Source organism: Providencia sp. PROV209, from assembly GCF_028479485.1.
In the GTDB taxonomy this organism is placed as follows: domain Bacteria; phylum Pseudomonadota; class Gammaproteobacteria; order Enterobacterales; family Enterobacteriaceae; genus Providencia; species Providencia alcalifaciens.
Genome location: NZ_JAMPNR010000021.1, coordinates 126,175 through 139,437, shown reverse-complemented (window position 1 = coordinate 139,437; position 13,263 = coordinate 126,175). Strand labels below are relative to the sequence as shown.

Here is a 13,263-nt window from a genome sequence, read left to right as displayed (position 1 = left end):
GCTGCAACAGATTAAAGTTACCCCACTAAAATGGGGTAACTTCACAGCAATTATAGTTTTGAATCAACCCATTGTTCGACACTTTCCATCGCTGTCGGTAATGCACTTACGTCAGTACCTCCAGCCATCGCCATGTCTGGTCGACCGCCACCTTTACCGCCTACTTGTTGAGCAACATAGGAGACCAAATCACCTGCTTTAATTTTAGCAGTCAAATCATTAGTCACACCAACAATTATACTGACTTTATCACCACTTGTGGTTGAAAGCACGATAATCGCCGATTTCAGCTGATTTTTTAGATCATCGACCATTGTTCTCAATAGTTTAGGATCAGTATCACTTAATTGACTAACTAACAGTTTGATACCTTTAACATCTTTCGCTTTACTACTTAGTGAAGCACTTTCTTGAGACGCTTGCTGATCTTTTAACTGCAAAATCTCTTTTTCAAGATTTCGTGATTTATCTAATGCAGCTTTGACTTTCTCAACTAAGCTATTCACGTCACCCTTTAACAGATGGGCAATTGCAGAAAGCTGTTCAGATTGAGCATGTAAATGCTCCATGGCGGCGGCACCTGTTGTCGCTTCGATACGACGAACCCCTGCGGCGGTCCCAGATTCACTTAAGATACTGAATAATCCAATATCTCCCGTGCGGCTAGCATGCGTACCACCACATAATTCGATGGAGAAATCCCCCATACTCAGAACACGTACGCGCTCTTCATATTTTTCACCGAATAATGCCATAGCCCCTTTTGCTTTCGCACCCTCTAAATCCATCAACTCAGTTTCAATTTCTGAGTTTTGACGAATTTGCGCATTCACAATATCTTCTACTTGGCGTAATTGCTGCTGCGTCATCGCTTCGAAATGAGAGAAGTCAAAACGGAGATACTTGTCATTCACCAGCGAGCCTTTCTGAGAAACATGCTCACCTAACACTTGGCGTAACGCGGCATGTAATAAGTGAGTCGCTGAGTGGTTTAGACGAATTGCATTACGCCTTTCACTATTGACTATAGCTGCAATTCGATGGTTGACAACTAATGAGCCTGATTCAACTTTACCGACATGACCAATTGCTTGACCATATTTTTGGGTATCCGTCACCGTAAACTGAGCACTGTCATTCGTTAAAACGCCAGTATCACCAACTTGACCACCTGATTCAGCATAGAATGCAGTTTTATCAAGGATCACTAAACCTTCATCACCGGTATGCAATGAATCGACAGGCTGACCATCTTTATATAATGCGATGATCGTCGCTTGCTGTTCATCATGCTGATAGCCGGAGAATTCGCTGCGTTTATCAACTTTGATCAGGGCGTTATAGTCTGCACCAAAGCCACTTGACTCTCTTGCTCTGCGACGTTGATCTTCCATTGCTCGTTCAAAACCAGCTTCATCAACTTTGATGTTGCGCTCACGGCAAACGTCAGCAGTCAAATCTAGAGGGAATCCATAAGTATCATAGAGACGGAATGCAGTTTCGCCTTCCAGCGTATCACCTTTCAGTGATGCCAACTCTTCGTCTAATAATTGCAGACCACGTTCTAAAGTACGAGCAAACTGTTCTTCTTCAGTTTTTAAAACTTTCTCAACTAGAGCTTGTTGACGTTGCAGCTCTTCCGCAGCAGGTCCCATAACTTTAATTAAGGTAGAAACTAATTTATAGAAGAAAGTCTCTTTCGCACCCAGCATATAACCATGGCGTACAGCACGACGAATAATACGACGTAAAACGTAGCCACGACCTTCGTTAGATGGAATAACACCATCACTGACGAGAAATGCGCATGAACGGATATGGTCAGCAATAACACGTAAGGATTTGTTGGATAAATCCGTTGCACCTGTTGCTTCGGCGGCCGCAGCAATCAGTTCACGGAAAATATCAATTTCATAGTTAGAATTAACGTGTTGCAGAACCGCAGAAATACGCTCTAACCCCATCCCTGTATCTACAGATGGTTTTGGCAGAGGTTCCATTGTACCGTCTGATTGACGGTTAAACTGCATAAAGACCAGGTTCCAAATTTCAATATAACGGTCGCCATCCTCTTCAGGACTACCAGGAGGTCCACCCCAGATATGATCACCATGATCATAGAAGATTTCGGTGCAAGGACCACAAGGACCTGTGTCGCCCATCTGCCAGAAGTTGTCAGATGCGTAAGGCGCGCCTTTATTATCACCAATGCGAATAATACGTTCGACAGGAACACCAATTTCTTTGTTCCAAATATCGAAAGCTTCATCATCTGTTGCGTACACAGTAACCCACAATCTTTCTTTTGGTAGGTTAAACCATTGTTCGCTAGTTAAAAGTTCCCATGCAAAGCGAATAGCATCGTGTTTAAAGTAATCACCGAAGCTAAAGTTGCCTAACATTTCAAAGAATGTGTGGTGGCGAGCAGTATAGCCCACGTTTTCTAAGTCGTTATGTTTACCACCTGCACGTACACAACGTTGTGCGGTTGTCGCTCGGGAATATGCTCGTTTATCCAGACCAAGAAATACATCTTTGAACTGGTTCATCCCTGCGTTAGTGAACAATAGTGTTGGGTCATTATTTGGCACTAGCGAACTGCTGGCTACCACCTGATGACCTTTCGTATGGAAAAAGTCGAGAAACGCTTGACGGATCTCAGCGGTGCTTTTACTCATATTTATCCCGATATCAAGCTGAAAACAGAATTACGAATTGTTGAGATGGAATGTAACATCACCTCTAATCAACTCTCCGATTAAAAAGTGACTGATAAGATAAAGTCTCTTTGTATAGAAGTAAAATATAGATACATCCATTCGCGGCTTTCATTGTAAAGCGTCTGAATATTTTCTGAAAGTATGTTTATACCTCTGGCTGGGGTATTTTTCCACAGAAAAACTGTTCAATAAACTATTATTGTGATAGGCAGACACAAAAAAGCGCCATTCAATTAAGAATGGCGCTTTTTATTTTAAATTATTTCAACATGTTACTATTGAATTAAAATTCTTCTGGTACTTCTTCCTCATCAGAATCATTGATGAAATCAGTCGCTGCACTCTTAAATTCACCTGTGTGGTTTAATAATAAATCACGCAGTTTAGTATCAATTTCCTGTGCTACTTCAGGGTGCTCTTTCAAGTAGGTTGTTGAGTTAGCTTTGCCTTGACCAATCTTGTCACCATTATAGCTATACCAAGCACCTGCTTTTTCAATTAGCTTGTGTTTAACCCCTAGGTCAATCAACTCACCAAAGGTGTTGATACCTTCACCATATAGAATTTGGAATTCAGCCTGTTTAAATGGCGCCGCAACTTTGTTTTTTACGACTTTAACACGGGTTTCGCTACCAACGATCTCTTCACCGTTTTTCACTGCACCAATACGACGGATGTCTAAGCGAACAGAAGCATAGAATTTCAACGCGTTACCGCCAGTTGTAGTTTCTGGGTTACCAAACATCACACCAATCTTCATTCGAATTTGGTTGATGAAGATCAGCAAGGTATTTGAGTTTTTCAGGTTACCGGCTAATTTACGCATTGCTTGGCTCATCATACGAGCCGCAAGACCCATATGTGAATCACCGATTTCACCTTCAATTTCTGCTTTTGGCGTTAACGCAGCAACGGAGTCAACGATGATAACATCCACAGCACCAGAACGAGTGAGTGCATCACAGATTTCTAATGCTTGCTCACCGGTATCAGGTTGAGAACACAGCAGATTATCAATATCGACGCCTAGTTTTTTTGCATAGATAGGGTCAAGAGCATGCTCAGCATCGATGAATGCGCACGTTTTACCGCTACGTTGAGCAGCCGCAATAACTTGTAAAGTTAACGTCGTTTTACCTGAGGATTCAGGACCGTAGATTTCAACAATACGCCCTAATGGCAAACCACCTGCACCTAAAGCAACGTCAAGAGATAAAGAACCTGTTGAAATGGTTTCAACATCCATTGTACGGTCTTCACCGAGACGCATAATAGATCCTTTACCGAATTGCTTTTCGATTTGACCTAATGCTGCCGCAAGTGCTTTTTGTTTGTTTTCATCAATAGCCATGTTTACTCCCTATGGCAATGGTTGAAACCATTGCGAATAAAACGATTGAATTCGATTTGTTGAAACTAAGTATACTGTATAATCATACAGTATCAAGGAAATTTTTCAGATATTAACTGCAAAAGCATTTTTAGCGCATAACCAGTTGATTGCAAACGAACTTGATTCCGATCACCTTGAAATATCTGATGCCGAGTCACGACATCGACAGTACCATTTGCCTGCTTTAATGCAAAACCAAACCAGACTGTACCAACGGGCTTTTCTTGGCTACCGCCACCTGGTCCTGCAATACCACTGACCGACATCGCAAAATCGGCTTGCGCTTCATGTAATGCCCCAACAGCCATTTCTTGTACTACTTGCTGGCTCACTGCACCAAACTGCTCTAGTGATAAATTTGTCACTCCAATCATTTGGTGCTTGGCTTCGTTACTGTAGGTCACAAATCCACGATAAAAATAGGCTGAACTACCAGAAATATCTGTCAAGACTTTAGCAATCCAGCCGCCAGTACAAGACTCAGCCGCAGTGACTGTTTTACCCAATTGCAGTAAGCGTTGTCCTAACTGAATACTTAATGTTTCGAGTTGCTTCTCATCTATCATTTGGCTATTCACCATTATGCTGTTTTTTTACGGGCACGATCCCACATCCACAATCCCGCGATCGCCACTGCAAATACGACACCAAAACCAACGCCGACACTCACCACGGAGAACCCGACCTTCATTGCCAGAGAATATAACCCCAGCATTAATAGCATCGCGCTGTTTTCTCCCAAATTTTGTACTGCGATAGCATTCCCTGCCCCAACAGTTTCTTTACCTTTTTCCTGAAGTAATGCATTTAATGGAACAACAAATAATCCACCAAAAACGCCTAATACCATCAAGATGAAATAAGAAGGAATAATATGAGTTTGTAGTGACAGGAATACAACCATGACCCCAATCACAATTCCGGCAGGAATACAGCGATAAACCGTTTTTAAGGTAATAAATTTTGCCGCTAATCCTGCTCCAACGACAATTCCCACCGCAACCATCGCATTCAAAATAGTTGGCGTTGTGTTATCTTGCAAACCTAGTGCTATAGGTACCCACGCCACCAGCAAGAAACGCAACGTCACTCCGGCTCCCCAGAACATACTGGTTCCTACAAGGGAAAAACGGCTCTCTTGGTTCGCCCATAAAATACGACAGGCAGAAAGAAAGTCCATCAGTAACTGTTTAAAATTCCAGCCTGTACCTGGTCTCGCCGCCGCCAAATGAGGAATGAAAAAGTTAACAATTACGGCTAAAGCATACAGTAAGGAACACGTGCCTAATGCCAGCAATAAATTAATATCGGAAAGTATACCACCAACAACCGAGCCAACTAGAATTGCTGCGATAGTGGAAGCTTCCATTAAACCATTAGCTTTAACTAAATTATCACCACCGGTCAATTCCCCCAAAATACCGTATTTTGCTGGAGAATAAGCCGCAGCACCGACGCCCACTAACCCGTAACACAGGAATGGATTAACCCCTAAGCAAATCCCCAGAGCCCCAACAAATTTAAATATGTTGGAAAATAACATGACTCGGCCTTTAGAAAACCGATCCGCTATTTGCCCCACAAACGGTGCCAACACGATATAGGTGAAGACAAATACCATCTGTAAAATAGGGTGGCTCCATTCTGGGTAAAACTCAGATTTTAGCTGAGCTAATATCGCGAATAGCAATGCGTTATCTGCAAATGCAGATAAAAACTGAGACGCCAGAACCGCTTTCATTCCGGTACTCATTAATGGCGTATTTGGTGTACTTTCTTGCATATTAGTCCCCTAACGCCATCTGTTTTAATGTGACAAAATCAGTTTTTCCGCTACCCAATACAGGCAGCGATTTCACCCAGCGAATATCTCGTGGAACCGCTAATTCTGTTAAACCTTTTCCTTTTGCCGCTGCTGATAGGTCACTTCTGTCGAGATCTTTATCAGTCGTAAATAGGACTAATGCCTCCCCTTTACTACTATCTGGTTTGGTTACGACACCGTGCTCGCAATTTGGCGAAATTTCAGACACCATCTGCTCAATACTTTCTAGGGAAACCATTTCCCCCGCTAATTTAGCAAATCGCTTAACTCGCCCCTTAATGGTGCAGAAGTTTTTATTGTCCAGCTCAACAATATCACCCGTGTCATACCAGCCTGATTCTAATTCACCTTGCGCATTTTCCGCTTTCGGTTCTTCGAGTACACCCGGCGCCTCTACGCGCAAATAGCCCTTCATTATATTAGGACCTTTCAGCTGAAGTTTTCCGCCATGTTCAATACCTGGTAACGGAATAATACGGGCTTCCATACAGGGTAAAATTTGCCCCACTGAGCCTTCTTTTGCTGCCATTGGTACATTAATAGATACAATCGGTGCACACTCAGTCACGCCATAGCCTTCAAGAATTCGAATACCAAATTTGTCGTACCAAATTTTCTTGGTTTTATCCGAAAGCTTTTCTGCGCCCGCAACAACATAACGAACTCTTGCAAAATCATACGGATGAGCAAAACGTGCGTAATGCCCCAAGAACGTTGACGTACCGAATAAAACCGTACAATTTCGGTCATATACCAGTTCTGGAATAATTCGATAATGTAACGGGCTTGGATATAAGAAAACTCGGCTACCCGAAAATAGTGGAATAAATAATCCGACGGTTAATCCAAAGGCATGGAATAAAGGCAGTGATGACATAAAACGATCACGCGGAGTAAAATCAGCAATCGTTTTGATCTGCTCAACGTTAGCCATCAAGCTACGGTGACTGTGTACAACTCCTTTAGGGGTACCTTCGGAGCCTGAAGTGAACAAGACAATCGCTTCATCATCGATATTACGAGGAACAATCGCCTTACGCGGTGAGAATAAATGCTTCACAATCCACAACTTATCTTGGAGCGTCACGGTGTCTTTTAAATCTTCAAGATAAATCCATGTTGCTTCCGGTACTTGCGCCGGAATATGGGTGAGTTTCCCTTTTTCCAAAAATTGTCGTGAAGTAAAAACCACTTTTGCCGTTGAGGCTTTTAAAGCATTACTGATCCCATGACTTCCCGCCGTGTAATTCAGCATCGCAGGCACTCGCCCGCGCATTAAACAGCCGAAAATTGCTGCCGCTGTCACTGTCGCATTGGGTAGCAATAATCCTACACGCTCATTTTCATGGGTATAGCGTTCGATAATTCGCCCAACACCAAGTGACTTTTTGAGCAGCCCTTGATAGCTATCTTCTTTGAACGAAATATCCTCAATACAGCGAGAACGGCGTCCATAACGTTCAATACTATCAATAAAGGCTTCGACCAATGTCATTTCTGGGCGACTCGCCATGCGTGCCGCTTTCATAATTTGATAAAGATGTTCACCGGCTAAGGCTCGACGCTCGACTGCGCGAGGCGCATCCGGCATTGGAATACTTTCAGCAGGTAAAATATGTAATGTGATTTTTGGAAACCACTTTAACGGGATAATGCCCTTTAAGCGTCCAAAGTAGCTTCTTTCTGCGCCATCAATACGAATTGGCACCACTTTGGCACCAGACTTAGCAGCGACAAAGGCGGCCCCTTCATAGATCTTCATCAAAGAGCCGTGAACAGTAATGCGCCCTTCAGGAAAAATAACAATCGGACGCCCTTTATCCACCTCACGAACAAGGTGTCGAAGACCTAATGGATTTTTGGGATCTAATGCAACAATATCCGCATAAGGCTTGAGCCGCTTGATCATCTTAGGCGTTGCCACAGAACTATACATGGCAAAGACTGGCTTCACAGGTAAAAACAGTGCGATCAACACACCATCAAGAAAAGAAACATGGTTCGGCGTAATGATGCATTTGTCTTGATTGAACTCATTCGTATTACCAATGACTTCTACGCGAAACAAAAACCTCAGTACTTTTTTTATTATTTTTGCCAACATAATGATTCCCTTTCTTATGGTGATAATTTTATCTATTGATTAACAATTAGATACTACAATAATTATCTCGTGACCAACCGCCCTCATTAAGAGGTTTATTCCTAAAGGCGTGAGTACATCTGACATTTATCTCAAATTTGCGATCTGCTTAATAATAGCATCAATGGATTGATTGGCATCAATAACGTGGTGGGCAGTGGATAAATAGATAGGATCGCGCTGCGTCATCACTTCTTCAATTTCTTCAAGCAGTGATTTCCCCGTTAAACTCGGTCGCTGATCCGCTTGCGGTTCTGCCGCTAATCTCTTTACCAGTGTTTCTGGCGTTGAGCGTAAATAAATAACAGTGCCATTTTCTCGCATAACCTGCTGATTTCCTGGCGCTAAAATAATACCGCCACCTGTAGAAATAATGGCATCTTGCGGCTCAATTGACGCAAGAATTTGACTTTCAAGTTGCCGAAAATAATTCCACCCCTGTTGCTGAACAATATCAGCAATGCTCATTCCTGCGCGCTCCAGAATAAGTTTGTCGGTATCGATAAATTGGTAACCCGTTTTCTCAGCGAGTTTCTTACCAATCGTTGTCTTTCCTGAACCTCTTGGACCAATAATGTAAAACATTAATATTCATCCCTTCATCATGATTTCTATGATAAATTTTCCACACACATGCTTCTAGCCGGTTAGCCAAAATGGCGAATAATTTAAAAAAATAAAGCCACACTCAGTGTGGCTCGAACCATTTTAAAACCTATTGGGTTTGGAAATGGTACTTTAGAGTTGTAAAAATAAACGAGGAAAATCAATTTATTGATTTTCACCTGATAACACAAAGAGGGAAAAACCACGCTTTTATCCCTCTTTGTCTGCAACTTAAGTCACACTCAGTGTGGCTTAAGATTATTATTGTTAGATTATGGACGACTCAAAAAATCCCCGTAACCAATCCATTTATACGTTGTCAGAGCATCTAATCCCATTGGTCCACGAGAATGGAGTTTTTGGGTGCTTACTGCCACTTCGGCACCGAGTCCAAACTGTCCACCATCAGTAAAGCGCGTACTAGCATTAACGTACACCGCAGCCGAATCCACACGTTGAACAAAATAATCTGCTTGGCGAATAGATTCCGTCAAAATAGCATCTGAATGTGCGGTGCCATAATGGCGAATATGCTCGATGGCAGCATCAATATCCGAGACAATTTCAACATTAAGATCAAGAGATAACCATTCATCGACTAAATTTTCAGCTTGAACAGGTACCACTTTCGCTGCGCCACCTGTTAAAAATGCCATTGCTTTCTCACTCGCATGCAACGTCACTTGCTGTTGTGCCATTTTCTCACTTAGGCGCGGCAAGAAACTCGCGGCAATATCTTCATGAACTAACAACGTTTCTAACGAGTTACATGCACTTGGTCGCTGAACTTTAGCATTGGTAATCACGCTCAGTGCTTTATCAAAGTCCACCGAGTCATCAACAAACGTATGGCAAACACCAATTCCCCCAGTAATGACTGGGATCGTCGATTGTTCACGGCATAATCTATGTAAGCCAGCACCACCGCGTGGGATCAACATGTCAACATAGCGATCTAACTTTAATAATTTTGTCACTAATTCGCGATCGGGATTATTGATAGCCTGTACCGCATCTGCAGGTAGTCCACTGTTTTTTAACGCTTGTTGAATCACATTAACTACTGCGAGATTCGTATTATGCGTCTCTTTTCCGCCACGCAAAATAACAGCATTTCCCGTTTTTAAGCACAAGGAAGCGACATCGACCGTTACGTTAGGACGAGCTTCGTAAATAACCCCAATGACCCCTAATGGGACACGACGGCGCTGTAAATTCAATCCGCTATCGAGCTCGCTGCCATCGAGGATTTGTCCTACTGGATCTGCCAGTTGACATACCTTTCTAACATCATCCGCAATACTTTTTAAACGTGATGGCGTCAGTAATAAGCGATCTTGTAACGCTTCGCTCATACCACTTTGTTGGGCTTGCGCCATATCTAACTGATTTGCAGCTAAGATACTTGCGCTTTCTTGTTCTAACAGATTAGCAATTTGCTCAAGTGCCAAATTTTTTTGTTTTGTGTTTAATTGAGCCAACTGCCATGACGCCTCACGCGCCGCTTTACCCATTTGTTCTAACATAATTAACTCACTATCATATCGTCGCGATGAACGGCTACAGAGCCGTGTTCATAGCCAAGGATTTTACCAATATCTTGGGAATGATGACCCGCAATCATTCTGAGTGCATCACTATTATAATGACTCACGCCGTGTGCCAAATCTTTACCTGCCATATTGCGAATACGGATCACTGCACCACGAGAGAAATCGCCTTCAATTTTCTTAATACCCTTTGGTAACAATGAACTGCCTTTTTCTGTAATCGCTAATTGTGCGCCATCATCAATATAAACATCCCCTGCCGCAGGTGCGCCAAAAATCCAACGTTTACGATTTTCCATTGGATTTTTTTGACCATAGAAACGGGTTCCAACGGGAATATTTTCAATCACCGCATTAATGACATCGGGCTTATTACCCGCGGCGATAATCACATCAATTCCAGCACGCCCCGCAACATCCGCAGCCTGTAACTTCGTTGCCATTCCACCAGTGCCTAATCCCGTTACGCTGTCCCCAGCCATACGACGTAATTCATCATTTATACCGCGCACTTCAGGGATCAATTTAGCATCCGGATTACTGCGCGGATCCGCATCGTATAAACCTTCAATATCGGTCAATAGCAGTAATTTATCGGCATCTCCGAGAATTGCAGCCAGTGCGGATAAGTTATCATTATCCCCGACTTTAATCTCTGCGGTTGCTACAGCATCATTTTCGTTAATTACTGGAATAATGCCATTATCTAATAGCGCTTGCAGTGTGTCGCGAGCATTAAGAAACCGCTCACGATCTTCAAGATCGGCACGCGTTAATAACATTTGACCAATATGAATACCATAAATGGAAAAAAGTCTTTCCCATAATTGAATTAAACGACTTTGACCGACTGCCGCCAGCAGCTGTTTAGATGCAATGGTAGCGGGCAGTTCGGGGTAATTGAGATGTTCACGCCCAGCGGCAATTGCGCCTGATGTGACAATAATGATTCGGTGACCCTTTTCATATTGCTGCGCACATTGTCGAACCAGCTCAACAATTTGAGCTTGATTTAAACGACGTGAGCCCCCTGTTAAGACACTCGTGCCAAGTTTAACCACAAGTGTTTGGCTATTTTTCATCATTTTTCTGCCATTAGGATTAATAAATACAAAGTGGGTATCAGTTTTATCAGGAGATGCGCGTTATGCCAACAGGCATAACGCAAAATTAAACAAAAGTTGGTTTAAAACAATTTTATGCGCTTAATTCCAGCTTTAATTCTGTCATCAAGGGAGAAGGGAACAAGCTTAACTCAAGGGCAGATAATTGTTGGGAAAGGCGTTGATGGAAGGCGTGCAAATTCTTTTCTACCGCTTCCGCCGTTGACCCATCCTTCAAAGTTTTCGTTTGCCATTTTCCCTGACCAGTATAGATCCCTAAATTATAGGCAAATTCGAATCCATTATCGGTGGGGGCTAACTCTAACCACCACCCCCAGAATTCACGTTTTTCTGGCACAATATTCGCATTAACGCAAACCACCAAACTATCAAAAAAATAACAATTTTTGACAGATTGTTGTTCACGTAAATAAGGACCCATTGCAGCAAACTTCTTTAAAAATTTTCCATTCGTGTAATCAGTCGGTAACGCCATATTAAGGATCTCCTTCTTGGGAAGATCCCTTTTTAACAAATGTTAAAAAATAAGCAAGTTATTCAATAGAATTATAATATTTTACTTTCTAACCATTTCGTTGTTTCTGACATGGAACGCTCAAAAGCCTCTAAAACAGGGTTACTTGGCAACATCAATAAATGACTATCCATAGATGAGCGAGCAATTAAATCTGAATCAGCCTTCGGACTATAAGGATCATTTTTGAAACAGACAGTCATCATTGGAACTTGATTACGACGCCCCAGTAACCCTTGCTTCCGAAGAGAATAGCAACTTAATTCATGACGTAACGATTGACCATCGACTTGATAAATACCCAGACGGCTGGCAAAAACATCCAATGCCATACGCGGAATGTCTTTTTGATATTTTTCTTCATGCAGCAGGCTGTGAACAATCGGACCTAATACCGCAACGGCTTTAATTTTATCTGGGCACATGTACGCTAAACGTACAGCAATATTCGCGCCAAAACGGATCCCAGTGATAGCAAATCGTGTATGGTCAATCCATGGAATGGTATCGAGTTGACGAACAACTTGCTCATGTAACGTGCTAGTTTCTTGCGAAAGGCTATATTTCCCTGAGTAACCTATCGATGGCATATCCAATGTTAACATCGCAATACTACGAGGTTCTAAATAGTCTCTAAAGTAACGGCTATAATCGGTTTGTAAGCTATCGAGCATGCCACATACCATCACCGTTGGATAAGGTCCTTGTACATTGGATGGGATATGAAGAAATCCACAAACCTCTTTGCCACCATCCACTTTGAATGGGATTTTTTTCAATTGATACTGAGAGAATTTTGCTGCGCTATCATAAGCTTTACACGCTAAAACAATGGCTTGATCTGCAAGTTCATCCCCTTTAATAAACGGGTATGCAGCAATGCTATATAAGTTTGCTGCGCGTAGCCATGCATCACAGGCTTCTTGACCTTTTTCAAATTCTAACGCTTTTTGTTGCCACTTCATGGCTTGGTGGGACCATTCAAAGCACCAATTTCCACGGCGATTGCCAATCACAGTATCGAGCCACTCTTCTCGGCTACGTTTAGCATCCGAGATAGCAATACGGCTTAAGACTTCTTCAATTTCAATGGCATCAATACCACGCCAGATCCACATCAAGCGATTAAGCATGCGATACCAATGATTATGCTGAGAACCACTTAATACACTGTGGTTTTGTAATTGCGACAGAGTATGGGAGGAATAAGAAACCAAAGTCGATGTTTCAACTTGCCTAACGCGAGGTTTAAACAGTTTTTCGGATAAATTTTGCTGAGTCATGTGGATTCCCTACTTTTACCAATTAAATCTGTCACATAAACAAAAAAGGGAGTGCATAATGCACTCCCTTCTATCATATCGTGTTTCGCTAAAATCACTTAGGTA

General features: G+C 42.4%; 10 protein-coding genes. All 10 read right to left on the bottom strand.

What is annotated here, in order from left to right; genetic code table 11:
- Positions 1 to 50 precede the first annotated feature (50 nt).
- Positions 51 to 2,678 carry an alanine--tRNA ligase gene (gene alaS, locus PR795_RS15315; RefSeq protein ID WP_006657415.1) on the bottom strand — a complete coding sequence of 876 codons (2,628 nt, stop codon included), beginning with the start codon at positions 2,676 to 2,678 and terminating at the stop codon, positions 51 to 53.
- Positions 2,679 to 3,003: 325 nt separating this feature from the next.
- Entirely contained in the window at positions 3,004 to 4,071 is a 1,068-nt protein-coding gene (recA, locus tag PR795_RS15310) for a recombinase RecA (protein WP_006657414.1), read from the bottom strand.
- A gap of 92 nt (positions 4,072 to 4,163) precedes the next feature.
- Entirely contained in the window at positions 4,164 to 4,679 is a 516-nt protein-coding gene (gene pncC / locus PR795_RS15305; protein WP_036962717.1) for a nicotinamide-nucleotide amidase, read from the bottom strand.
- A 14-nt stretch (positions 4,680 to 4,693) separates the two neighbouring features.
- Complete coding sequence (gene lplT, locus PR795_RS15300) at positions 4,694 to 5,896, bottom strand: lysophospholipid transporter LplT (RefSeq protein ID WP_112860605.1); 1,203 nt, start codon at positions 5,894 to 5,896, stop codon at positions 4,694 to 4,696.
- A gap of 1 nt (position 5,897) precedes the next feature.
- Positions 5,898 to 8,042, bottom strand: a complete 2,145-nt coding sequence (aas, locus tag PR795_RS15295) for a bifunctional acyl-ACP--phospholipid O-acyltransferase/long-chain-fatty-acid--ACP ligase (RefSeq protein WP_181480656.1) — start codon at positions 8,040 to 8,042, stop codon at positions 5,898 to 5,900.
- Positions 8,043 to 8,168: 126 nt separating this feature from the next.
- Positions 8,169 to 8,666, bottom strand: a complete 498-nt coding sequence (aroL, locus tag PR795_RS15290) for a shikimate kinase AroL (protein WP_181480655.1) — start codon at positions 8,664 to 8,666, stop codon at positions 8,169 to 8,171.
- Positions 8,667 to 8,959: 293 nt separating this feature from the next.
- Positions 8,960 to 10,213, bottom strand: a complete 1,254-nt coding sequence (proA, locus tag PR795_RS15285) for a glutamate-5-semialdehyde dehydrogenase (protein WP_036962626.1) — start codon at positions 10,211 to 10,213, stop codon at positions 8,960 to 8,962.
- A gap of 2 nt (positions 10,214 to 10,215) precedes the next feature.
- The gene (gene proB, locus PR795_RS15280; protein ID WP_006662623.1) at positions 10,216 to 11,319 is read right to left on the bottom strand and encodes a glutamate 5-kinase; all 1,104 of its coding nucleotides are present in this window, start codon (positions 11,317 to 11,319) and stop codon (positions 10,216 to 10,218) included.
- Between the two features lie 115 nt (positions 11,320 to 11,434).
- Positions 11,435 to 11,836: a sigma factor-binding protein Crl gene (gene crl / locus PR795_RS15275; protein WP_006662624.1), complete on the bottom strand. Its 402-nt coding sequence runs from the start codon at positions 11,834 to 11,836 to the stop codon at positions 11,435 to 11,437.
- Positions 11,837 to 11,907: 71 nt separating this feature from the next.
- On the bottom strand, positions 11,908 to 13,158 hold the full coding sequence (gene frsA, locus PR795_RS15270) for an esterase FrsA (RefSeq protein ID WP_272516930.1): 1,251 nt from the start codon (positions 13,156 to 13,158) through the stop codon (positions 11,908 to 11,910).
- Positions 13,159 to 13,263: the final 105 nt, after the last annotated feature.